Source organism: Collinsella sp. TF09-1AT, from assembly GCF_003436895.1.
GTDB lineage: Bacteria > Actinomycetota > Coriobacteriia > Coriobacteriales > Coriobacteriaceae > Collinsella.
In genome coordinates this window covers 1-23,205 of record NZ_QSRC01000013.1, presented here as the reverse complement: position 1 = coordinate 23,205, position 23,205 = coordinate 1, and the positions used below count along the sequence as shown (strand labels likewise).

Sequence of the window (23,205 nt, the reverse complement as noted above, 5' to 3'; positions counted from 1 at the left end):
CGAAGGAGCTCATCATGAGCGACGGAAAGAAAAAGCTTTCCTTTTTGACGGTCATTTCGACCATCATCTGCGTCGTCTTCGTTTGCGAGGCCGCCGCTCCTGCTGCTGCCATTGGCAACCAGCAGTTCTTCTGGTGGATCTTCCTGATCCTGACCTTCCTGCTCCCTTATGGCATGGTTGTTGCCGAGCTCGGTACTACCTATGACGGCGAGGGCGGCATTTACGACTGGGTACGCGATGGCCTGGGCGACAAATGGGGCGCCCGCATTTCGTACTACTACTGGGTTAACTACCCGCTGTGGATTGCCTCGCTGGCTACCATGTTCCCCGACATTTTGGGCATGGTCTTTGGCGTCGAGTTCAACTTGATCGCCAAGATGGGTATCGATCTTGCCTTTGTGTGGATCGTCTACCTCATGGGCCGCTCCAAGGCGTCCGACTCCGAGTGGGTCCTTAACGGTGGCGCCATCATCAAGGTCGCCGTCGCAGTTATCGTTGGCGCTCTGGGCATTTGGTATGCCATGGAGAACGGTTTTGCGAACGACATGTCCGCTGCCACCTTCCTGCCCGAGCTCACCAACACCAACGCTCTCGGTTACCTGTCGATCATCATCTTTAACTTCATGGGCTTCGAGGTCATCTGCACCATGACCGACGACATGGCCGATCCCGCTTGCGATATCCCCAAGGCTATCATCGTCGGTGGCCTGTCCATCGCTGTGATCTACCTGTTCGCTGGCTTTGGCATCGGCGCTGCTGTGCCGGCCGATTCCATCGACCCCGACTATGGCATGATTGTCGCAGTCCAGACCATGGTGGGCGACTCCATGATCTTTAAGGTCATCTGCATCGCCTTCCTGATCACCCTGTTCGCCAACATGGCCGCTTGGTCCTTCGGCGTTAACTCCGTTGCTCGCTACGCTGCCGAGCACGGCAACATGCCCAAGGTCTTCGCCTCGATGATCTCTGACGACGATATGCCCAACGGCGCCAACCTGGTCAACGCCATCGTTGCCTCCCTGGTGTTGTGCCTGCAGCTGGTTCCCATCGACGCCATCTCCAATGGTGTTTTCTGGATGCTCTTTGGCACCTCCGTCGTCTTCCTGCTGCTCACCTACATCCCGATGTTCCCGGCGTTCCTCAACCTTCGTAAGAACGACCCGAACCGTGAGCGCATCTTCACGTTCCCGTTTAAGGGTGCCATGATGAAGGTCATGCTGGCCATCCCTTGCATCGAGCTGATCCTGGCCATCGTTGCAACGCTGGCTCCGTTCTCCGTCGATGAAATTGGCGACAAGGTCCCGATGATCGTTATCTTCATCGTGCTCGTGCTCATCGGCGAGGTCGTCCGCGTCGTCAGCGCCAAGGGCCGCGAGACCGAGTACAAGGGTCTCACCCCTGAGCTGGCTGCTCAGCGACTCGCTGAGGAGGCCGCCGAGGCCGAAGAGGACTAGAGCACCCGGATTCGGGGCTCCAACCCTCCTCGCGTACCAAAGTACGCTTCGTCGGGCTTGTCGCTCCCGACTCCAGGCACTCTAGCCTCTTCGGGGGCGTGCCCAAAGCGACAAATTTGCTCACTATTTCCTGGGGCGGGTGCGAGCGATAGCTCCGGTAACCACCGCCCGCCCCAACCTCTCTCTTTCGTATCCTTCGTGCGTATGTCTCCGCGCACTTGGCTACGTCGTCGCTCGCCGGTGCGACTCCGTGAAAACCGGCGCCGGGCGCCCCGACCTTTGCCGGGGGACGGGCGCCCACTATCTCTTGGTTTTAGGCCGCGGGTAACCCGCCCGCGGCAAGCGATCGTTCGATTTGGAGGAAATCTTATGCGTACGATCACCGAGTCCGAGTCCACTCCCAAGGCTGACGGCTTCTTCATGCCCGCCGAGTTCGCCCCGCAGGATCGCGTGTGGATGGGCTGGCCCCACCGCACCGACACCTGGGCCCACGGCGCCAAGCCGGCCCAGAAGCAGTATGCCGCCATCGCCCGCGCCATCGCCGAGTTCACCCCGGTCACCATGTGCGCCAATCAGGCCGACTACGCCAACTGCAAGGCCGTCTTCGAGAACGACGAGAACGTCACCGTCATCGAGATGACCACCGACGACGCCTGGTTCCGGGACACCGCCGCCACCTACGTCATCAACGGCAAGGGCGAGAAGCGCGCCAACCACTGGCACTTCAACGCCTACGGCGGTCTCGTCGACGGCCTCTATTTCCCGTGGGACAAGGACGAGCAGATCGCCCTTAAGATGGCCGAGCTCTCCGGCTGCCGTCGCTATCGTCCCGATGACATGATCCTCGAGGGCGGCTCCATCACCGTCGACGGCGAGGGCACCCTTGTCGTGACCGACCAGTGCCTGCTTTCCCCGGGCCGCACCTGCTCTGCGGTTCTGGAGGAGGAAGAGGACCCCGAGTCCATCTGGCCCAAGTACCACAAGAAGTTCGAGCCCTGGAGCGAGGAGCTTCGCGCCTACATGGACGAGCACCTCAAGGATTACCTGGGTGTCGAGAAGGTCATCTGGGTCAAGGAGGGCATCGACCCCGAGGAGACCAACGGCCACATCGATGACGTCGCCACGTTCATCGCCCCGGGCGTCATGGCCTGCATCTGGACCGACGATCCCGAGTATCCGTTCTACGAGCAGTGCCACGCCGCCTACGAGACCCTCTCCAACGCCGTCGACGCCAAGGGCCGCAAGATGAAGGTCTACAAGCTCTGCATGCCCGTGAACCCGCTGTTCATGGACCAGGCCTCCTGCGACACCATCGACGCCGACGAGAACGCCGAGCCGCGCGTCCCCGACGAGCCGCTGATCGCCTCCTACATGAACTACCTGGTCACCAACCACGGCGTCATCGTCCCGCAGTACGGCGACGAGAACGACCAGCTGGCCGTTGACACGCTCCAGAAGATCTATGACGAGGTCTGGGGCGAGGGCGTCTACAAGTGCGTCGGCGTTCAGTCCGAGCAGGTCGTCTTCGGCGGCGGCAATATCCACTGCATTACCCAGCAGGAGCCGTCGGCGTAACTCAGGCACGCCACCTTGGCGTTCACTCGTTGCTTACGTAGCGTCAGTACGCTACGCTCCTCGTTCGCGCCAATCTGGCGCACCTGAGCACGCCGAGTAAACGTCTGGCTTTCCGAGGCACCCCATCTCGCCGCTCAAACCGTCGCTCGCGTACCAAAGTACGCTTCGCTCCTCTTTCGCGGCGACCTCGGGCACCTCGAAAACCCAGTCGATCAATCGGACAGGTGGCGTGTCATCCCATCTCGGGGCATTGACGGGCTGCTGCTTGATGTCTTGGTCGGTTGGGTTTTCTTTGGGCACTCCGTTGCCTCCACATCGGAGTGCCTTTTTTTCTTTGATTGAATACGCGTCTGGCCTGGGATTTTTGCGGGTTAGGCCAATTGTTCGCTTGGATATCCCAGGTCAGACGCGTCTTCAATTGCCGAAAGTTCCCGGTCGCGAACGCGGCCGTTTTGATCGGAGTATCTATGTACCAGCGTATCGTCATCTACACGCGTCTGTTCCGCGAGCGTTGGTCCAACAACTGCATCCTCTCCTATCTTTGGGATGGCACCTGTACCGGTGACGCGGCCTGCAACCCTACCTTGGGCTGCGCCTTCGGTACAGATGCCATCCTTTTTGCTGTAGGGGGCGCGCGCCATGGCAGGTAAAAAGTTCTCCCTGATCGAGGTCATCCTTTCGGTTATCTGCGTCGTGTTTACCATCGAGGCGGCGGCTCCGGCATCTGCCATGGGCAACGTGCAGTTCTTCTGGTGGATCTTCCTTATCATTACGTTTTTGCTTCCCTATGGTCTGGTGGTGGCCGAGCTGGGTACGGCGTTTGATTCCGAGGGCGGCCTGTACGATTGGGTTCGCTTGGGTCTGGGCGACCGTTGGGGCGCCCGTTGCTCTTGGTGCTACTGGGTTAACTTTCCGCTGTGGGTGGCAAGTATCGCCTGCATGTTCCCCAGTGTCATTAATGCGGTGTGGGGTATCGAGTTTTCACTCGGGATCCGAATTGCCATCGAGATTGCCTTTGTGTGGGGCGTCACGGTCATGGCAATGCAGCCGGTGGCCGAGGCAGATTGGGTCATGGACGGCGGCGCCGTCATCAAGGTGCTCATTACCGCTGTGGTGGGAATCGTCGGCATTTGGTTTGCCTGCAATAACGGCTTTGCCAACGACATGTCATTTAAGACCTTCATTCCAGATCTGGGCGACACCAATTCGTTGACGTACCTATCGATTATCCTGTTCAACTTTATGGGCTTCGAAGTGGTCGCGACTTTTGCCAGCACGATGAAGAACCCGTCGCGCGATATCCCCAAGGCGGTTATTGCCGGTGGCGTGGCCATTGCGGCAATTTACATCATTTGCGGCATTGGCATTGGAGCCGCGGTTCCCACCGAGCAGCTTTCACTCGATTCGGGCATTGTGGACGCAGTCGCCGCTATGGCGGGGCGCACCCACCCGCTGACGATGGTCGTGGGCGTGGCCTTTTTGGTGACGCTGTTCGCCAATATGATCTGCTGGAGCTTTGGCGTCAACAACGTAGCGAGCTATGCCGCGCGCCATGGCAACATGCCGCGTCCCTTTGCGTTGGTGTCCAAAAAGACCGGCATGCCCAACGGCTCGGCGCTCATTAACGGCTGTTTTAACAGTCTAGGAAACGGGTGATGGATCCGGCCCCGACATGGTCCGCCGGGCGCGCCGTGCTATCCTGTTCCCGCCAAACGAGAATTTGCAGCGGAGCCCACCCGGCTCTTGTTTGGCGACAATCCCGCCGGGTGGGCCCCGCTGCGGACGGGAACGCCCAGATGAACCGACACAGCGCCTTCGCGGACGCCGTCGCGGCGCTCGACGAGGGGGACTTCGAGCTCCTCCGCCGGGCCGTCGACGAGCGGTGCTGCCGCGAGAAGCACGGCTTCGGCACCCTCGCCGAGGCCGCCGACCTCTACCGCACCGACCCCGCCTGCCCCTCCTGCCGCGCGGCCTCGCCCTTCAGGGACGGGAGGACCGCCGGAGGGGTCCAGCGCTGGCGCTGCCGCGCCTGCGGGGCCAGGTTCACCTCGCTCACCGGCACGGTGCTTGAGGGGTCCAAATCCGACATGGCGACCCGGTGCCGCTTCATCGGCCTCATGCGGTTCAACGTGCCCCTTGACGCCATGGCCGAGGAGCTGGGCATAACCCACCAGACGGCATGGGAGTGGCGCCACCGCGTGATGGCCGCCGTCGACGGCTACCAGGACCGCATCGTCCTGCGCGACCTGGTCTGGATAGACGAGACCTACGTGAACGACACCGACCTGCATCTTGGGTACGGCGTGGCGAGGAAGCGCGGGCTGTCCCGCCAGAAGGTCTGCATAGCGGTCGCCATCGACGTGCACAAGAACCCGGTCGCCGTGGTGTGCGGCCGCGGAAAGCCCAGCTCGGCGAGGGTGCTGGGGGCGCTCGGCGGGCATATCGCCGAGGGGAGCCTGGTCGTCCACGACAGGGAGAGGGCGCACGGCGCGCTGATCCGCGAGTCGGGCTGCGCCGAGGAGGCGCACAGGGCCGACGTCAACGACCCGGTCTACCTGGAGCGGATGGCCATGGTGAACAACCTCTGCTCCTGGCTCAAGCGGTACCTCTGGAGGTTCACGGGCATGTCGATGTCGAACCTCCAGTCGTACCTCAACTGGTTCGTTTACCTGTTCAGGGTCAAGCAGGACTCCGAGAGATGGCCCGAGACCGCAAGGGTGGTTCGCCATTTGCTGCTCACCGAGGCGCGTTTCCGCAGCTCGACATAGCGAATCCATCACCCGTTTCCTAGACTGTCAGAACGGCTGTTTTGCCAGCTTGGTGCTGCTGCTCCAGATTCCGCTGGGTGAGGGTTCCGACGTCTTTTGGGTCTTCTTCTCGATGAACGTCGTCTTTCTGCTCATGAGCTATATCCCCATGTTTCCAGCGTTTTGGCGTCTGCGCAAGCACGATAATCGCTCGCGTGTGTTCCGTGCGCCTTTCGAGGGCAAGGTGCTTGCGGTGGCGCTTGCGATTCCCGTGGTGGAGCTCGTGCTTTCGATTGTTGCTACGATTGTGCCGCTCAACAGCTCACCTGCCGAGATGGCAAAGTTGCCGATTCTCGCGGGCGTAGTGATTGGCCTGTTATTGGGCGAGGTTTCGCGCCTCATATCGCGCCGCGGCCGAAGCGTCGACAATCCCGGCGTTGGTGCACGGGGGTCAGGTTACTTTGCACCAAAACAGTAAGCGCCGCGAGTTGCGCAACGCTTGGTGCATCTTGGATTATTGTTCGCGGTGCTCGGGATCGGAAACGAGCTTAGGCGCAAAGTAGGGGACGTGGCCCAGGTAGGGGCAGCTGTCCGAACGCTCCTCGACGACACAGGGGACGTCATTGTAGGTAAGTGAGTCGCTCAGGTGGACGATGGCCTTAGCGGCAGGGGCAACGAGTATTTTGAGCAGTGCGATAGGCGCCATGGCATCTCCTTTCCTGCATGCGACCCGTGTTTTAGCGCGAATGTGTACGCCGCAAGTCTAACATCCCGCCGCGGAGAGCTCCAAACCACCACAAAGGGGACAGGCACCTTTGTGGTGGATTTGGGGTTTGACCAGATAATACCTGTTATCGCTCCCAGGCAGTCGTCGGGGACGTTCTAAAACGGTTATAGGTTACTATCCAATAACGCCTCTGAACTGGGCTACTATTAGATTATGGAAAACACTACTGCAAGATTATGGCAAATGATACTGTCAGATTATGGCGTGTGCTGCTGTAGTCGTCGGGGGCCTGCCTTATGAGCGCCGGCATGGTGCGAACTGCCATCGCTGCCCGCTACAGCGAGTAGCAAGCGGGCAAAACCGCCTCAAAACCAGCGCGAACAACCGCCGCGAAGAGGATCGGACCCCTTTCGCGGCGTTTTTTGCCTATCTGGAGCGCCTCAAAACCAAGTGAGTAGGCTTTTTTGGATCTGCCGAGCACATCACGACAAGTGCTCAATAAAACCGCAGGTCAGCGCTGTGGCGATTTGGGGTGTGCTCGGCCTCCTGCAAAAAGTCTACTCACTTGGTTTTGGCTGCTAGAAGACCGCCGCGAGGGAAGGCAACTTCCCTCGCGGCGGTTGGCGTTTGCCCAGATAAAACCTGCCAAAATAAACCTGTCCCTTTTTGGCATGTCCCTTTTGGCGTGGCTGATTGGTTTGGGCTGTTTTGGAGAAAGCCATGAGGCGGCACTCAGGCTAATCCTGCGTGTCGCCTCCGTACATGTAGACGATAAAGCCGTCGCCGGTGTCTTGGCTGTGATCCTCCAGGATGCGCTTCATGTTGAGGTGCTCGTAGAACTGCCAGTCAGAGTTGCAGTCGCTCATCAGGAAGAATTTGGTGCAGCCTGTCTTGCCGAGCTCGGCGCGCGCAAGGTCGATGAGCGCGCGGCCGAGTCCCTTGCCCTGCCACTCGGGCACAATGATGATCAGGTTGAGCTGGCCCTGGGCATACTCATTGCCCGTGGCGGCAAAGCGGTCGGCCGTTGCCTTCTCACGGCTGTCGCCAAAGAGCGAGCCCTCGAGCTTGGCGTCGGCAGTCTTTGCCATCTCGGTTGCCTGGGCGAACATCTCGTCGTAGCAGGGTACCCACGTGGGGTTGGTACGCGGCTTGCCGTTCTCGAAGATGCCGATGCAGCAGGCGGCGATAATGCGGCCCTCGGCCTCGGCGACGAGTGCGATAGGGGAGCGCTGCAGCTGCATGGCGATGTTAAAGCGCGCGCAGAAATCGGCAGCTTCGACGTCGCCGCGGTTGCGCAGCGTGTTGCACCACAGCTGGTTGTAGATGGCAGCGATGCCGGTCAGGTCGTCGAGCGTGGCGGCGCGCAGGGTTACGTTGTCAAGGCTCATGAAGGCTCCTTCCAAGTTGGGTCAGGCCACCTCTGAGTGTGACATGGACGCAGGGCGGCCGCATCAATCATTCGGCAGGCGAGCCCCGATCCCTCGGGGACGGAGGAAAAGGGGTCACGAGTGAGGATTTTCGGACGCTTGCCCGACGAGAGTGGATAATCTCCCACTTTGAGCGCGAACATGGGCCAAAAACGGGAGATTATCCACTCTCGTGGTGAGCGGGCCCTTGTGTCGATTCATTCCCTTTTTAGTAGGCTGTGCTTGCACTTTAGCGTGCGACAGCGGATAATGCCGAGCACTCGACAATACGCTTTTTGCTCTCTCTATAGATTGAGGAGGCCCCTATGGCCATGGATTTCAAACGCAGGCTGCCGATCCCCATGGAGATCCGCGAGGAAATGCCGCTTTCCGCCGAGCTTACCGCTAAGAAGCAGGCATTCGACGCCGAGGTCGCCAAGGTCTTTACCGGCGAGGACGCGCGCAAGGTGCTCATCATCGGCCCGTGCTCTGCCGATCGCGAGGATTCGGTCCTCGAGTACATGAACCGCCTGGCCAAAACCGCCGAGGAGGTCAAGGACAAGCTCATCATCATCCCGCGTGTCTACACCAACAAGCCGCGCACCAAGGGTACCGGCTACAAGGGTCTACTGCACAATCCCGACCCCGAGGCGCCCGATGACCTGCTCGAGGGCGTCAAGGCCATTCGCCACATGCACCTGCGCGTCATCGAGGAGACCGGCTTCTTTACCGCCGACGAGATGCTCTACCCCTCTAACTATCAGTACCTTGTCGATCTGCTGAGCTACGTCGCTGTGGGCGCGCGCTCGGTCGAGAACCAGGAGCACCGTCTGGTGTCGAGCGGCATTTCGGTGCCGGTGGGCATGAAGAACCCCACTGCCGGCTCCACCACCGTCATGCTCAACTCCATCTACGCCGCTCAGGCGCATCAGAGTTTCATCTTCCGCAACTGGGAGGTCGAGTGCGACGGCAATCCGCTCGCGCACGCCGTTATGCGTGGCTACATCGGTCTCGATGGGCGCACCTACCCCAACTACCACTACGAGCACCTCGAGCGCCTGGCCGAGCGCTATACCGAGCACGCCGGCTATGCCAATCCGGCGGCGGTCATCGACTGCAACCACGACAACTCGGGCAAGCGTCCGCTGGAGCAGTATCGCATTTGCAAGGAGGTGCTCGACAGCTGCCGCCGCAACGAAGCCATTTCAAGGCTGGTCAAGGGCTTTATGATCGAGTCCTACCTTGAGGACGGCAACCAGCCGGTCGACGGCGGTGTCTTTGGCAAGTCGATCACCGATCCGTGCCTGGGCTGGGAAAAGACCGACTACCTCATTCACGAGATCGCGGAGCGGGTTTAGTTACGCGGGTTTTCGCTGACTCTGCCAAGACATCGGCGGTCCCGTTGCTGCCGGGCACTCATTGGGGACAGACTTAAATGAGTGCTCGCAGAATGAGAGTGGATAATCTCCCGTTTTTAAGTAGTCGTTGGGGACGTTCTTGTTTGACTGGTCGTTTAAGAACGTCCCCAATGACTACCCTGTTGGCCTTTTCCAGGCCCTGTGGGCAAAAAATGGCAAATATGAGTACTGTTGCTATCGTAGTGTCATATTGCCGGCATAAGATAATAGACATAACAGAAAATATGTTCATTAACCTTAACACATATAAGCCCGCTATAGAACTATTTGAGTAATTTAGGGGCGCTTGCAAGCCGTGCGGGCAGCATATGGGGCAGTTTTGGCTGTTACTAAAAAGGTGACAGTACTCATATTTGCCATTTTTTGCCCACGGGGTCTTGAGGGAGAGCGTCAATCAGGTTCCAGGGGAGGCGTTTCGAGGCCCAAAGGACACAAAACGGGGGCGCAGGTTGTCCTGCGCCCCCGTTCTCGGGCGTTATTCGTTCCCTGCGGCAGAATTTACGCCGCCTCGTCAAACTGCGAGTTGTACAGGTCGGCGTAGAAGCCGCCTTGGGCGAGCAGCTCATCGTGCGTGCCCTTCTCGACGATGTCGCCGTCGCGAATTACCAAGATCACGTCGGCGTTGCGGATCGTGGACAGGCGATGCGCGATGACAAAGCTGGTACGGCCCTGCATCAGCGCATCCATGGCGCGCTGAATGAGCTCCTCGGTGCGGGTATCCACGTTGGAGGTCGCCTCGTCCAGAATCAGCGCCGGGCGGTCGGCCAAAATGGCGCGGGCGATGGTCACGAGCTGGCGCTGGCCCTGCGACAGGTTCGTGCCTTCCTCATTGATCATAAAGTCGTAGCCGCCGGCGAGCGTATGGATAAAGTGATCGCAGCGCGCTGCGCGTGCAGCGGCCTCGACCTCGGCATCGCTCGCGTCGGGGCGCCCGTAGCGGATATTCTCGCGGATGGTGCCGTTAAACAGCCAGGTATCCTGCAGTACCATGGCAAACTCGCCGCGCAGTGCCGCGCGGTCCCAGTCGCGCACGTCGATGCCCTCGACGCGTAGCGAACCGTCGTCCACATCGTAGAAACGCTGTAGCAGCTTGATGAGCGTGGTCTTTCCAGCGCCGGTGGGACCGACGATGGCGATGGTCTGGCCGGGCTGCGCCTCGCAGCTAAAGTCGTGGATGATGGTCTTGTCCGGCGTGTAGCCAAACTTGACATGGTCAAACTCCACGTGGCCAGGGCGCTTCTCGGGGATCTGTGCGTCGACCTTCTGCTCCTCCTCGGGCGCTGCCAAGAACTCAAAGACGCGCTCGGTGGCGGCGGCCATCGACTGCATCGTGTTGCTCACGTTGCCCAGCTGCTGCACGGGTTGCGTAAAGTTGCGAACGTACTGGATAAAGCTCTGGATGTCGCCGGGCGTGGCATTGCCGGTCAGCGCGAGCTGCGCACCCACCACGACGACGCCCACGTAGCCCATGTTGCCCACCAGGCTCATAAGCGGCATCATCAGGCCCGACAGGAACTGCGAGCGCCAGCCGCTAATAAAGAGACGGTCGTTCTCCTTATCGAACTCCTCGATCGAGGCCTCGGCGCGGTCGAACACCTGAATGACGTTCTGGCCGGCAAAGTCCTCCTCGATAATGCCGTTGACGGTGCCCAGGACCTGCTGCTGCTCGCGGAAGTACGGCTGCGAGAAGTGAATCATCACCATCAAGATAATCGCGGCGGCCGGCAGCGTGAGCACGGTGACGCCGGTGAGCGGCAGGCTGATCGACAGCATCATGACGAGTACGCCGATAATCTGCGTGATGGACGTGATGAGCTGCGTCACGCTCTGGTTGAGCGACTGGCCGAGCGTATCGACGTCGTTGGTAATGCGGCTGAGCACGTCACCCTTGCTGTGGCCGTTGAAGTAGCTCATCGGTACGACGGCGATCTTGGCGGCGATCTCCTTGCGCATGCGGTAGCAGATCTTTTGCGTAACGCCGGTCATGAGCCAGCCCTGGATCAGGCTGCAGGCAGAGCTCGCCAGGTACAGGCAGAGCAAAAAGCCGAGCGTCTTGGCGATCCAGTTAAAGTCGACATCGCCGGTGCCGTTGACCTTGGCAACCAGGCCCTCGAACAGTTTGGTGGTTACCTGGCCGAGTACCTTGGGCCCCACAATGTTAAAGATGACTGAGCATACGGCAAAGGCGACGGCGGCAAACACGGCAATCTTGTGCTGGCCGATATAGCCGAGCAGCTGCCTCATGGTGCCCTTAAAGTCCTTGGCCTTTTCGCCGCGGCCCATGCCGCCCATACGACCCATGGGGCCACGCTGGCGGGTGGGTTTGGGAATCTGAGTCTTGGTCTCGTCTGCCATTATCGCTCGCCTCCTTCCATAACGGCTGCAATCTCTTCTTGGGTAAGCCCCAGTTCCTCGGCAGAAAGCTGCGACTGTGCGATCTCCAAGTACGCCGGGCAGTTGTGCAACAGCTCCTCGTGCGTGCCGGTGCCCACTACGTGGCCGTCATCGAGCACGATGATCTGGTCGGCGTGCATGATGGTCGCGATGCGCTGGGCCACGACCACGAGCGCAGCGTCAGTGACGTTTTTGGCAAGCTCCTCGCGCAGGCGCGCGTCGGTCTTGTAGTCGAGGGCGCTAAACGAATCATCGAACACTAGGACCTCGGGCTTTTTGGCCAGGGCGCGGGCGATGGCCAGACGCTGGCGCTGACCGCCCGAGACATTGGAGCCGCCCTGGCTGATGGGGGAGTCGTAACCGCCCTCGCGCTCGGCGATAAAGTCCTCGGCCTGTGCGATGCGCGCTGCCTGGCGCATATCCTCGTCACTAACCATATCGCCGGCAAACTTGAGGTTGCTCTCGACGGTGCCCGAGAACAGACGACCCTGCTGCGGGATGTAACCGATGCGACGGCGCAGCTCGGAAAGGGTCATATCGCGCACGTCGATACCGTCGAGCGAAATGCTGCCGCCCGTCACGTCGTACAGGCGCGGAATCAGCTGCACGAGCGTGGACTTGCCCGAGCCCGTGGAGCCAATGATGCCGAGCATCTGGCCGGCGTGCGTGGTGAAGTTCACGCCGCTGATGACATCGGCGCGGGCATCGGGGTACTGGAAGCTCACGTCGCGGAAGGTGAGCTCACCGCGCGGCGCGCTTGCCGCGGGCAGCTTGGGCGAGACGGGGTCGTTGATGCTTGTGGGGCAGGTGATGACCTCTTCCACGCGCTCGGCTGCGACCTCGGCGCGGGGCAGGATGACCGAAACCATGGTGAGGATCATAAACGCCATGACGATCTGCATGGTGTAGGAGATAAACGCCATCATGTTGCCGACCTGCATCACGCCGTCGGACACGCCTTGTGCGCCAAACCAGACGATAAGCACGGTGATGCAGTTCATGACGAGCATCATGAGCGGCATCATAAAGCTCATGGCGCGGTTGGTGTAGAGCTGCGTGGTCATCAGATCGAGCGATGCCTTGTCAAAACGCTCGAGCTCGTGCTCCTCGCGGTTAAACGAGCGGATGGGCATAAGGCCGTCGAGCAGCTCGCGCGCGGTAAGGTTCACGCGGTCCACAAAGCTCTGCATCTTTTTGAACTTGGGCATGGTGAGGCCCATGAGCACGCCGACGACGGCCGAGACCGCGATGATGGCCACGGCGATGGTCCATTCCAGGCCGGTGTGGTTGGCCAGGACGCGCATGACCGCGACGATGCCCATGACGGGCGCCATGAGGCACATGCGGATGAACAGGGTCGCTGCCATCTGGATCTGCTGAATGTCGTTGGTGCAGCGGGTGATGAGCGAGGCCTGGCTAAACTTGCCCACCTCGGCCGGCGAAAAGTGCATAACCTTGTTGAAGGTCTCGCGGCGCAGGTCGCGGGCGATGGAGCAAGCAGTGCGCGAGGCCACGGCGCCGGTCAGGATGGTGGCGACAAGCGACACCAGGCACAGGCCAAACATCGTGGTCGCCATACGGCCCAGGTAGGAGTTCTGCACGTCGGCGGGGTCGATACCCTGCGCCTTGTACTCGTCCTGCACGTAGGTCACGGCGCGCTGCGTGACGATGGAACCCGACATGGAGCCCATTTTGTCCGCCATCTCGTTGGCACCTTCGACGAGCTTGCTTTGGTCTACCAGACCGCCCTCGATGCCCAGACGTAGGCTCTTCATGGTGATCTTACCGCCGTCGGCATCAATCTGCTTTTGCATGTTCTGTGCCGCTGCGGCCTTCTGCTGCATTTCGGCGAGCTGCTCGGGCGTCATCGCCGCCATCTGCTCGGGGGAGGGCATGGCCTGGGCGGCGCTGTTATCTTTCTCACTGGACGTGCCCATCATGTCGCCCATGGAGCTGGCATCGATGCCCTGGTTGAGCGAAAGGACGACGGTCTCGGGCAGGCTCATGATATCGGCGAGCTTGCTGCCGTCGGCGCGCTCATCTTCTGTTCCCTTGTACGTTCGAATGCCGTTCTTGTTCGCCTTGCTAAACACGGCCTCCACAGCCTTGGCATCCTTGGCGCTCATGAAGAGCTTGAGGTCATCGAGCGATTCGGCGCGAATGGTGTCGGGTACGGGCGAGGCGATGCCGCCTTGCTGCACGCCCACATCGACGATGTCACTCATATACGTAGGTAGCGCTAGGTCGGCATTGCAGCTGATTACGATAAGTACGATAGCTGTGAACAGTGCCAGAATATGCTCTTTAAAGAGCTTGAGAATCCTCACTCGGCATCTCTCCTTTCTTGATTGCGGTCGATAATTTCGTTGGCGCGTCTAAGAAGGCGCACCATCTCTTGGGTATCTGTTTCGCCGAGCTGCTCGAGGAAAGCCGCGGTGCGGTTCTCGAATTCCCGACGTTTGATTGCGAGATCCTGGAATCCCTTGTCGGTCACCGTGACGTGTACGCGACGACGGTCGGTCTTTGAGTGCTCGCGCTCGACCCAGCCCTTGGCTTCGAGAGCGCGCAGGATATTGGCGATGCGGGCACTCGAGACCCAGGCACGATCAGCGAGTTCGCTCGGTGTGAGCGAACCACCAGCGAGCATGAGGGCGCGCATGACGGCCATCTCGCCGCTCAGGGCCTGGTCGGCAAAGCGCGAAATGCGCTGATGCATGCTGCCAAACTCGGTAAAGAGCTGACGCCCAAGCTCATGGAAATCGGTATCTTCCACCGAAAACCCCTAACACTAGAAACTATTTTCGGTGAAAGATGATACCCACATACGCATGCCTCATGCGGTGAGCAATATAAAGAGCGCATAAAGACTTAAAATCATTCAATTGATGAAGCGTTTCAAAGAATTATCATGCACGCGGTTAGGCGAGGGGTTGTCACCACCATGACGATTGGGACTCAAGTAACGCCACGCGCGATGCTCCAACTTCCCGCAAGGAGACACCTGAATCAAGGGGGTTGGAGTCATGGCATTTGACTTCACGGGCAAAACCGCGATCGTTACCGGCGGCACTCAGGGCATTGGCCTCGAGATTGCCAAGGGTATCGTTGCGGGCGGCGGACACGTCGCGCTCATCGCAAGGAACGCTGCCAAGGGCGAGGCCGCGGTGGCAGAGCTTGGCGAGGGCAACAAGTTCTACCAGCTCGATGTCGCCGATGCGTCCAAGGCGCGCGAGACCGTCGAGCAGATCTTCGCGGATCTGCCCCAGACCAACATTCTGATCAACTGCGCCGGTGTCATCAGCACCAAGAAGTTCGACGAGATCGACGACACCGAATGGCGCCGCACCATCGACATCAACCTCAACGGCACCTTTACCATGATGAATGCCGTGTACCCGCACTTTAAGGCGGCCCACGCCGGCACCATCGTCAACGTGAGCTCTGTGGCCGGCAAGATCGGCGGCGGCCTGCTCGGCACTGCTGCCTACGCGAGCTCCAAGGCCGGTGTCAACGGCCTAACCAAGGCGGTCGCCAAGGAAGGCGGTAAGTTCGGCATCCGCTGCAACGCCGTGTGCCCGTCGCTTACCCTTACCGACATGACCTCGATTCTCTCTGATGAGAACTCTCAGCGCATCATCAACGGTATTCCCCTGGGCCGCGCTGCCCAGGCTAGCGAGCCTGCACAGATGGTGCTGTTCTTTGCTTCCGACCTCGCCAGCTTCGTGAACGGCGAGATCGGCGACTGCGACGGCGGCATCGTTCTGGACGGGTAATACCCCGCGGCGATAATTCGGCGACGGCTCCTGCGACTCGGGACCGTCGCCTTCTTTCTGACTCAGGAGCGTGTGGCCGCGTGTCACACGCATCAAAAGGAGATATAAATGAGTGAATCGACTGCGGTGGAGGCGCCGGCAACAAAAGAGCCGTTCTTTAAGATGTCCTCCATCCCGGGCGCCAATATCCTGGTGCCGCTTTTTTTGGGTTGCCTGCTCAACACGCTGTTCCCCGACCTGTTTAAAACGCTCGGCAGCTTTACGCTCGGTATGACCCAGCAGGGCGCCGGCCCGCTTGTGGGCGCTTTTTTGCTCATCGTCGGTACGACGATTTCGTTTAAGAGCGCTCCTGCTGCCGCTGCCCGCGGTGCCATTATCATTGCCGTCAAGCAGATCGTGGTTGTCGCCGTGTCGCTGCTCATCCTTTATGTGTTCAACGACAACCTGTTTGGCATCTCGGCCATGGTGATGCTGGCCGCTTGCACGGGTGCCAACAACGCTATGTACGCTGGATTGATGGGCACCATGGGCAACGAGGCCGAGCGTGGCGCCGTCGCCATCACTACGCTGGTTGTCGGCCCTCCGGTCACGATGATCGTGCTCGGCGCCGCCGGCCAGGCTCCGATCGGCTGGTCGCTCGTGGGCGCCATCCTGCCGATCGTCGTCGGCATTATTCTGGGTAACCTCTTCCCGAGCTTTAAGAAGATGATGGCACCGGCACTTTCCGCCATCATCGTGCTCGTCTTCTTTGCCATGGGCTCGACCATGACTTTTGGTCAGCTTATCAACGGCGGTCTTCCCGGCATTCTGCTCGGCGTGATCTGCTCGGTGGTCTTCGCTGTCCCCGTTGTTGCGGTCGATAAGCTTACCGGTGGCACCGGTGTCGCAGGTGCGGCAATCTCCAGCTGCGCCGGAGCCAATGTGGCCACGCCTGCTGCCATGGCTAGCGTCAACGAGGCCATGTACGGCGGTGCGGTGCTCGCGACGGCTACGGCTCAGGTTGCAGCCTGCGCTATCGTGACGGCCATTTTGACCCCGCTGGTCACCAGCTGGTGCTACAAGCATTTTCAGGGCCAGCAGAGCAACAGCAAGGCAGCGACCGGCAGCGCCGCCTCAGCCGCTTAATGCCAAGCGGCAATCAAAGCTAAAAAACTAGCCACGCCACAGGGCGGCCGCGGGGAAAATCCCGTGGCCGCCCTTCAGTTTCTGAAGGGTCTCTAGGACACTTTACCCTGCTAAAGCTGGCATAACAGCTAGAGTGAAGGACGTATAAAGGCAAGGGGAAATATCAAACAATTCGGTGAACGGTAGCTGATGACGCGTGCGTTTCCTGCGGATTTGTCAAAAAAGGACTAATGGTATAAAAAAAGGAACATATAACAGCCCTGATGAAGGGGGTGGCTATGTTATCCTTCACAGACGGGTGAAATCTTGGGTTTAGGGTTGCAAGACCAAGGTGAATAAACGTTTTTCCCTGCGCTAACGCGCGATGAAAGGCGAATGAAGCCGGTCATGCAGGTCGAATATTCAAGAATTCAATAAGCAGCGGTGTGAGAGCGCCGCATAATACGTAACTAGGAGCGTGGTTACACAATGCAGGAGGCATGGGAAGGCTTCAAGGAAGGCATCTGGACGGGAGAGGTTGACGTCCGAGACTTCATCCAGAAGAACTACACCCCCTACGAGGGCGACGAGTCGTTCCTCGCCGGCCCGACCGAGCGTACCAAGGAGCTGTGGGGCGAGGTTCTCGACCTGCTGCTCAAGGAGCGCGAGCAGGGCGGCGTCCTCGATATGGACACCAAGACCGTCACGGGTATCGTGAGCCATCCCGCTGGCTACATCGATAACGCCCATCGTGAGAAGGAGACCATCGTCGGCCTCCAGACCGACAAGCCGCTCAAGCGCGCGTTGCACGTCAACGGCGGTATCCGCATCGCTTGCCAGGCTGCTAGCCAGCACGGCTACAAGATCGACGAGAACGTTGTCGAGCGCTACACCTTCGAGCGCAAGACCCACAACGCGGGCGTCTTCGATGTCTACACCCCCGAGATGCGCGCTTGCCGTTCGGCCCACATCATCACCGGTCTGCCCGATGGCTATGGCCGCGGCCGCATCATCGGCGACTACCGTCGTGTCGCCCTGTACGGTGTCGACTACCTGATCAAGGACAAGGAGGCCCAGAAGGCTTCCACCCCGACGGTCATGACTGCCGACAACATCCGCGATCGTGAGGAGCTGCAGGAGCAGATCCGTGCCCTCGGCGAGCTCAAGATGATGGCCGAGACCTATGGTTTCGATATCTCCAAGCCTGCTACCAACACGCAGGAGGCCATCCAGTGGATGTACTTCGCCTACCTCGCTGCCGTCAAGGAGCAGAACGGTGCCGCTATGTCCATCGGCCGTACCTCCACGTTCATCGACATTTACGCTGAGCGCGACCTTGCCAACGGCACCTTCACCGAGGAGCAGATCCAGGAGTTCGTGGATCACTTCATCATGAAGCTCCGCATGGTCAAGTTTGCCCGTACCCCCGAGTACCAGGCCCTGTTTACCGGCGATCCGCAGTGGGTCACCGAGTCCATCGGCGGCATGGGTGTCGACGGCCGTACGCTCGTTACCAAGATGAGCTACCGCTACCTGCACACGCTCGAGAACATGGGCACCAGCCCCGAGCCCAACATGACCGTTCTGTGGTCGACCCGTCTGCCCGAGAACTTCAAGAAGTTCTGCGCCAAGACTTCTGTCGCCAGCTCCTCGATTCAATACGAGAACGACGACCTCATGCGCGTCTACCACGGCGATGACTACGGCATTGCCTGCTGCGTGTCCTCCATGCGCATCGGCAAGGAGATGCAGTTCTTCGGCGCCCGCGCCAACCTGGCCAAGTGCCTGCTGTACGCACTCAACGGCGGTGTTGACGAGGTCTCCAAGAAGCAGGTCGGCCCCAAGTACCGCGCCGTCGAGGGCGACACGCTCGATTACGACGACGTCGTGGCAAAGTACAACGACATGATGAAGTGGCTCGCTGGCGTGTATGTCAACTCGCTGAACATCATTCACTACATGCACGATAAGTACTGCTACGAGCGCATCCAGATGGCTCTGCACGACAAGCACGTGCACCGTTGGTTCGCTACGGGCATTGCTGGCCTTTCCGTCGTGGCTGACTCCCTGTCTGCCATCAAGTACGCCAAGGTCCACCCCGTCCGTGACGAGAATGGCATCATCGTCGACTTCGAGACCGAGGGCGAGTTCCCCAAGTACGGTAACGACGACGACCGCGTCGACCAGATCGCTCACGACGTTGTGCACCAGTTCATGGAGTACATCCGCATGAACGACACCTACCGCAACTCCGTGCCCACGACCTCGGTTCTGACCATTACTTCCAACGTCGTGTACGGCAAGAAGACCGGTTCTACGCCTGATGGCCGCAAGGCTGGCCAGCCCTTCGCCCCGGGTGCTAACCCCATGCACAAGCGCGATAGCCTCGGCGCCATCGCCTCGCTGTCTTCGGTTTCCAAGCTCCCGTTCCGCGATGCTCAGGACGGCATCTCCAACACCTTCTCCATCATCCCGGGTGCGCTCGGCAAGGAGGACCAGGTGTTCTTTGGCGATATCGACCTTGATCAGCTAGGCGAGTAACTATTGTTAGTGCTATACTAACAATAACGATTACTGATTGGCGCGCCGGTTTCGGCCGGCGCCTATCAATCGAAGGAGACACATTATGAAGGTTTCTGAAGTTTCCGAGACTCAGGCCGATAACCTGGTCCACATGCTCGACGCTTACGCCGAGAAGGGTGGCCACCACCTGAACATCAACGTCTTTAACCGTGAGACGCTGCTCGACGCTCAGGCTCACCCCGAGAAGTATCCGCAGCTGACCATCCGCGTTTCCGGCTACGCCGTGAACTTCCACACGCTCACCAAGGAGCAGCAGGACGAGGTCATTTCGCGTACCTTCCACAACAAGTTCTAAAGGGGTTAAACTCCCGCAGGATCGCCGGGCCGCTTTGGGTTACTCTCCAAAACGTCCTCGGACATGCAAAGAGGCTCCGCTACGCGCTTCGCGCGGCGGGGCCTCTTTGCGTCCAGTGCGGAATGTTTTGGAAAGTAACCCAAAGCGGCCCGGCTGGGGTCCTGTGTAGTCACCCTTTAGGCGGAACTCTCCTGATGGACTGGACGCACGAGATACTTTCTTGGCAGCTACCGTTTATCGCGTATAGCTACCGTTTGCGGAGTAAGTAACACTTCTTAATAAACCGTGTAGAATCTCAGATAAGCACGGAGTTTTCCAGGGAGACGCTGTCCTTTGTTGTGTGCAAGGGACGGCGTCTCTTTGGTGCTTAGAGGCCGTTCTGCAGCAGGATGGCGGACGTGCGCCACATATTAAAGAGTCAACGTCGAGATGGGTCGTGATGATAATGGGCAAGTATGTGATCGTGGTCGAGTCCGGGTCGGACGTGACGCCAGAGCTCTGCGAGCGCTATGGCATCGTGCGCGTGCCTATGCATGTCACGATTGGTGACGAGACCGTCGAGGACGGCTCGATCGATCCGCTCGAGATTTACTCACGTTGCAACGAGCTGGACGTCATGCCCAAGACCAGCGGCTGCGCGCCGGCAGATTTTTCTCGCGTGTATGACCGCATTCATGCCGAGCAGCCCGACGCGACCATTTTGCATCTTGCATATTCCGAGGCCACGACCTGTTCGCATCAGTCCTCGAAGATTGCAGCGGAGGGGCGCGACTACGTGTTCTCCATGGACACGCGCCTTGTCTCGGTAGGACAGTCGCTCGTTGTCGTCGAGACTGCCAAATACATCGAGGCTCATCCCGATGCCACCGTTGACGAAATTTTCGCCTTCACCAATTCGGTGATAGACCGCGTGCTGTTGGGCTTTGTCCCAACCGATCTCGCCTTCCTTAAGGCCGGCGGTCGCTTGTCCAACGTCGCGTTCCTAGGCGCCCATCTGCTCAAGATTAAGCCCTGCATCGAGGTGACGGGCGGTAAGTTCGTGGCGACCAAGAAGTTCCGCGGTTCTATGCTCAAGTGCGCCCGTGCCTTTATTGACCACATGGTTGCGAAGGGCGAGATCGACTACTCGCATATTGGCCTGGCGTATTCGGTGGGTCTTTCCGAGGAGTTGCGCAACGACATGGAAGTCTATGCGCGCGACCTGGGCTTTAAGGACATTACCTGGACTCAGGTTGGTGGCGTCATCTCGAGCCACTGCGGCCCGACCGCCTTCGGTGCGGTGCTCACGCTTAAGGCGTAAAGGCCTCAGGCGAGCGTTCTTCAGGCTGACATCTCGACGTAGACCCCAGCCATGGTGATGGGGGATAGATTAAAACGTGCCATTCTAGCCCGAGACGTTTAAACGCAAGCGCATGGGCTAGAATGGCTCTGGCATTTTAATTGGTTGCATCCAAGGAGAGGCAAGGTAGCGGGAATGGCTGAGATGACGCTTGAGGGTGTGGACGCTCGTCCTGAGGATTCCGCATTTGCCCTAGGCCGCGTGCATTCGATTGAGACGATGGGAACGGTCGATGGTCCCGGCATCCGCTTTGTGGTGTTTGTTCAGGGCTGTCCCATGCGCTGTGCGTATTGTCACAATCCCGATACCTGGTCGGTTAGCGGCGGCACCATGGTGACCGTCGAGCACCTGATGGACGAGTTCCAGAGTAACCATGAGTTTTACCGCAGCGGCGGCATTACGGTTTCGGGCGGCGAGCCGCTCCTACAGCCTGAGTTTTTGGCCGACTTGTTCCGTGCAATGCACAAGAACCCCGATGGCCGCGTGCATACCTGCCTTGATAGCTGCGGATATGCGTTTGATCCCAATCACCCCGAGAAGTTCGATGCCGTTCTCAACGAGACCGACATGGTTTTGCTCGACATCAAGCATGCCGATCCGGCTGAGCATAAAAGGCTGACCGGTTGTGATCCCGCACGCATCCTGGCGTTTGGCGATGAGCTGGCGCGTCGCAGGATCAAGGTCGTTATCCGTCACGTGGTGGTACCGGGCATTACCGACACGATGGAGGAGTGCGAGGCGCTCGGTCGTTTAATCGCCCCGTGGCATAACGTGGTCGGCTTGGAGATGCTGCCGTATCACACCATGGGTGTCGTCAAATACGAGCAGCTGGGGATTCCCTATAAGCTCGAGGGCGTTCCACAGATGGATACCGCGCGCATGCCCGAGCTGCGCAACGCCGTCATGACGGCCATGAAAAAGCGCCGCGCCGAACTCAAAAACGCCATCGGCTAGCGATCCATTTTCGCCCCCAAGGGCACTCATTGGGGACAGACTTAAATGAGTGCCCCCGGGCACCAAGTTGATTGCCAAAGAGCCCCGTCAAGTTGCGGTGGAATAGTTCTTGTTTTTCGGCTTATGCCGCCCAAACAGGAACTATTTCACCGCAACTGCGTTTTGGACAGAGATGCGCAACAGAATCGTGCCATTTGGATAAATACGCTTGTGGTTTCTTTAAAGACACCTTAAACGCCGCTGAATATCTTTGGAAAGAAATGCCTGCTCGGTATTATGCTGCTCGTATATAAACGGTAGCAGTCAGGAGACCACGTGCGAAACAACGCATCGCGGGACGAGTATGTGCCGCAGCATGGCAGCAGATATGAGACGAAGGGCACGCCTTCGCGTGGCCTCGCTGACGTTCGCATCCGCGTGACGAAGATTGCCGCCGTTGGGATGCTAACGTTGGCGGTTATTATCCTCGGAATTACCGCCAAAACCTACGCGTCGGAGCGAATGGCACACTCAGATGCGTCAACGGTGCAGACGCAAAACAAAAAGGTCTCTGAATCTAAAGCCACCGCAAGCCAAACCCTGTCGACAGCGAGCCTTAAGACGAGGCTTTCGAAGGCGGACTTTAACGATATTCCCTCAGGCGATACCGTGCAGACCTTCTCACTGGTTGATGACCAGATCCCCGCCCTGGAAGATGAGAGCCTCGCCGCACTCCAAGATGCCCTTGATCAGGCCCAGGAATTGGGCGATGTGGGCGTGGTGTTTTACGATTTGTCGAGCGGTAAGGGCGTGACGTATAACGCCGATGTCGAGGTTTACGGCGCGAGTAGCTACAAGGCACTCTATGCGTTGTACATTTGCGAATCTCTGGTCGAGACGGGCCAGGTTTCACTCGATGACTCCCTTGGCACCTATGGTGGCTATAACATGGGCTGGCAGACGGTGCGCGACCTAATCGAGGCCGCGGTCGTTAATTCGGACAACGATTCGTTTATTGCGTTACGTGCGGCGTTTGATCAAGATGGCTACGAGGATTGGATTGTCGGTCTTAGCATCGATTACGATACTGCACTCGATCCAATGAGTGATTTTCCCACTTATTGCCCGCGCACTTCTGCTAGGTTATGGCGTGAGATGAGCGAGTATCTGAGCACGGATACCGAGACTTCACAGTGGTTGTCGGGCCTTCTGGCATCAACATCGCGCTCGTTTATTCGCGATGGCATTGCGGACGATCAGGTCTTGGTGCGCAACAAGGCAGGCTGGATCAGCGAGGACGGTTGCTATTCGACATGTGATGCCGGACTGATCGACGTCGACGGCCATAGCTATGTTATGAGCATCATGACGTCGATGCCGTGGAGCGACCAATCGAGTGAGGCCGTGGCCGCGATTGCCTTGATTATCAACTTTATCCGAACACCTCCCACATTCAT

The 23,205-nt window shown here is 59.2% G+C and carries 19 protein-coding genes; 14 read left to right on the top strand and 5 right to left on the bottom strand.

Translation table 11 applies throughout. The features are described from left to right. The first annotated feature begins 14 nt into the window (after positions 1–14). The 6 genes from DXC90_RS09335 (at position 15) to DXC90_RS09305 (ending at position 6,254) form a co-directional block, all read left to right on the top strand. A complete protein-coding gene (locus DXC90_RS09335; protein WP_117735737.1) occupies positions 15–1,454 on the top strand; it encodes an APC family permease in 1,440 nt (479 codons plus the stop codon). A 369-nt stretch (positions 1,455–1,823) separates the two neighbouring features. After that, positions 1,824–3,029 (top strand): agmatine deiminase family protein, encoded by a 1,206-nt coding sequence (locus DXC90_RS09330; RefSeq protein WP_055252461.1) that lies wholly within the window; start codon positions 1,824–1,826, stop codon positions 3,027–3,029. A gap of 467 nt (positions 3,030–3,496) precedes the next feature. After that, a complete protein-coding gene (locus DXC90_RS09320) occupies positions 3,497–3,679 on the top strand; it encodes a hypothetical protein (RefSeq protein WP_117735735.1) in 183 nt (60 codons plus the stop codon). Beyond that, a complete protein-coding gene (locus tag DXC90_RS09315) occupies positions 3,669–4,685 on the top strand; it encodes an APC family permease (protein ID WP_117735734.1) in 1,017 nt (338 codons plus the stop codon). The genes DXC90_RS09320 and DXC90_RS09315 overlap by 11 nt, the downstream gene beginning before the upstream one ends. A gap of 140 nt (positions 4,686–4,825) precedes the next feature. Continuing rightward, positions 4,826–5,797, top strand: coding sequence for an IS1595 family transposase (locus DXC90_RS09310; protein ID WP_117735741.1), 972 nt, complete (start codon positions 4,826–4,828; stop codon positions 5,795–5,797). A 49-nt stretch (positions 5,798–5,846) separates the two neighbouring features. Next, complete coding sequence (locus DXC90_RS09305; protein ID WP_117735733.1) at positions 5,847–6,254, top strand: hypothetical protein; 408 nt, start codon at positions 5,847–5,849, stop codon at positions 6,252–6,254. 36 nt (positions 6,255–6,290) lie between these two features. Here DXC90_RS09305 and DXC90_RS09300 read toward each other — a convergent pair whose 3' ends face one another. Together DXC90_RS09300 and DXC90_RS09295 are read right to left on the bottom strand one after the other, a co-directional pair. Beyond that, complete coding sequence (locus DXC90_RS09300; protein WP_055252464.1) at positions 6,291–6,482, bottom strand: hypothetical protein; 192 nt, start codon at positions 6,480–6,482, stop codon at positions 6,291–6,293. Between the two features lie 758 nt (positions 6,483–7,240). Beyond that, entirely contained in the window at positions 7,241–7,891 is a 651-nt protein-coding gene (locus DXC90_RS09295) for a GNAT family N-acetyltransferase (protein ID WP_117735732.1), read from the bottom strand. A 344-nt stretch (positions 7,892–8,235) separates the two neighbouring features. On the opposite strand from DXC90_RS09295, the gene DXC90_RS09290 reads away from it, so the two are divergent. Then, positions 8,236–9,267 carry a 3-deoxy-7-phosphoheptulonate synthase gene (locus tag DXC90_RS09290; RefSeq protein WP_117564710.1) on the top strand — a complete coding sequence of 344 codons (1,032 nt, stop codon included), beginning with the start codon at positions 8,236–8,238 and terminating at the stop codon, positions 9,265–9,267. A 558-nt stretch (positions 9,268–9,825) separates the two neighbouring features. Here DXC90_RS09290 and DXC90_RS09285 read toward each other — a convergent pair. Genes DXC90_RS09285 through DXC90_RS09275 form a run of 3 tightly spaced genes read right to left on the bottom strand, consistent with a single transcriptional unit; the run spans position 9,826 to position 14,494 of the window. After that, complete coding sequence (locus DXC90_RS09285) at positions 9,826–11,682, bottom strand: ABC transporter ATP-binding protein (protein WP_117735731.1); 1,857 nt, start codon at positions 11,680–11,682, stop codon at positions 9,826–9,828. Next, entirely contained in the window at positions 11,682–14,048 is a 2,367-nt protein-coding gene (locus DXC90_RS09280) for an ABC transporter ATP-binding protein (protein ID WP_117735730.1), read from the bottom strand. Before DXC90_RS09280 ends, DXC90_RS09285 begins: the two co-directional genes overlap by 1 nt. Further along, positions 14,045–14,494, bottom strand: a complete 450-nt coding sequence (locus tag DXC90_RS09275) for a MarR family winged helix-turn-helix transcriptional regulator (protein WP_117735729.1) — start codon at positions 14,492–14,494, stop codon at positions 14,045–14,047. The genes DXC90_RS09280 and DXC90_RS09275 overlap by 4 nt, the downstream gene beginning before the upstream one ends. A gap of 250 nt (positions 14,495–14,744) precedes the next feature. Here DXC90_RS09275 and DXC90_RS09270 point away from each other — a divergent pair, with 250 nt between their 5' ends. The 7 genes from DXC90_RS09270 to DXC90_RS09240 all read left to right on the top strand — a co-directional run. Next, complete coding sequence (locus DXC90_RS09270) at positions 14,745–15,494, top strand: SDR family NAD(P)-dependent oxidoreductase (protein WP_117735728.1); 750 nt, start codon at positions 14,745–14,747, stop codon at positions 15,492–15,494. A 108-nt stretch (positions 15,495–15,602) separates the two neighbouring features. Beyond that, positions 15,603–16,619, top strand: a complete 1,017-nt coding sequence (locus DXC90_RS09265; RefSeq protein ID WP_117735727.1) for a 2-keto-3-deoxygluconate permease — start codon at positions 15,603–15,605, stop codon at positions 16,617–16,619. Positions 16,620–17,087: 468 nt separating this feature from the next. Further along, entirely contained in the window at positions 17,088–19,139 is a 2,052-nt protein-coding gene (gene pflB, locus DXC90_RS09260) for a formate C-acetyltransferase (RefSeq protein ID WP_117735726.1), read from the top strand. 85 nt (positions 19,140–19,224) lie between these two features. After that, the gene (gene grcA3 / locus DXC90_RS09255; protein ID WP_055252439.1) at positions 19,225–19,476 is read left to right on the top strand and encodes an autonomous glycyl radical cofactor GrcA3; all 252 of its coding nucleotides are present in this window, start codon (positions 19,225–19,227) and stop codon (positions 19,474–19,476) included. Positions 19,477–19,921: 445 nt separating this feature from the next. Beyond that, complete coding sequence (locus DXC90_RS09250) at positions 19,922–20,776, top strand: DegV family protein (RefSeq protein WP_117735725.1); 855 nt, start codon at positions 19,922–19,924, stop codon at positions 20,774–20,776. Positions 20,777–20,950: 174 nt separating this feature from the next. Continuing rightward, positions 20,951–21,769 (top strand): pyruvate formate-lyase-activating protein, encoded by an 819-nt coding sequence (pflA, locus tag DXC90_RS09245; protein WP_117735724.1) that lies wholly within the window; start codon positions 20,951–20,953, stop codon positions 21,767–21,769. Between the two features lie 315 nt (positions 21,770–22,084). Then, a partial coding sequence (locus DXC90_RS09240; RefSeq protein WP_147326629.1) for a serine hydrolase occupies positions 22,085–23,205 on the top strand: 1,121 nt, incomplete at its 3' end.

Excerpts from the sequence above, each read along its gene's own strand:
- pflA (WP_117735724.1), top strand. The coding sequence starts at position 20,951 with ATGGCTGAGATGACGCTTGAGGGTGTGGACGCTCGTCCTGAGGATTCC.
- DXC90_RS09300 (WP_055252464.1), bottom strand. The coding sequence starts at position 6,482 with ATGGCGCCTATCGCACTGCTCAAAATACTCGTTGCCCCTGCCGCTAAG.
- DXC90_RS09285 (WP_117735731.1), bottom strand. The coding sequence starts at position 11,682 with ATGGCAGACGAGACCAAGACTCAGATTCCCAAACCCACCCGCCAGCGT.
- DXC90_RS09265 (WP_117735727.1), top strand. The coding sequence starts at position 15,603 with ATGAGTGAATCGACTGCGGTGGAGGCGCCGGCAACAAAAGAGCCGTTC.
- DXC90_RS09320 (WP_117735735.1), top strand. The coding sequence starts at position 3,497 with ATGTACCAGCGTATCGTCATCTACACGCGTCTGTTCCGCGAGCGTTGG.
- DXC90_RS09310 (WP_117735741.1), top strand. The coding sequence starts at position 4,826 with ATGAACCGACACAGCGCCTTCGCGGACGCCGTCGCGGCGCTCGACGAG.
- DXC90_RS09250 (WP_117735725.1), top strand. The coding sequence starts at position 19,922 with ATGGGCAAGTATGTGATCGTGGTCGAGTCCGGGTCGGACGTGACGCCA.
- grcA3 (WP_055252439.1), top strand. The coding sequence starts at position 19,225 with ATGAAGGTTTCTGAAGTTTCCGAGACTCAGGCCGATAACCTGGTCCAC.
- DXC90_RS09270 (WP_117735728.1), top strand. The coding sequence starts at position 14,745 with ATGGCATTTGACTTCACGGGCAAAACCGCGATCGTTACCGGCGGCACT.
- pflB (WP_117735726.1), top strand. The coding sequence starts at position 17,088 with ATGCAGGAGGCATGGGAAGGCTTCAAGGAAGGCATCTGGACGGGAGAG.
- DXC90_RS09315 (WP_117735734.1), top strand. The coding sequence starts at position 3,669 with ATGGCAGGTAAAAAGTTCTCCCTGATCGAGGTCATCCTTTCGGTTATC.
- DXC90_RS09295 (WP_117735732.1), bottom strand. The coding sequence starts at position 7,891 with ATGAGCCTTGACAACGTAACCCTGCGCGCCGCCACGCTCGACGACCTG.
- DXC90_RS09335 (WP_117735737.1), top strand. The coding sequence starts at position 15 with ATGAGCGACGGAAAGAAAAAGCTTTCCTTTTTGACGGTCATTTCGACC.
- DXC90_RS09290 (WP_117564710.1), top strand. The coding sequence starts at position 8,236 with ATGGCCATGGATTTCAAACGCAGGCTGCCGATCCCCATGGAGATCCGC.
- DXC90_RS09330 (WP_055252461.1), top strand. The coding sequence starts at position 1,824 with ATGCGTACGATCACCGAGTCCGAGTCCACTCCCAAGGCTGACGGCTTC.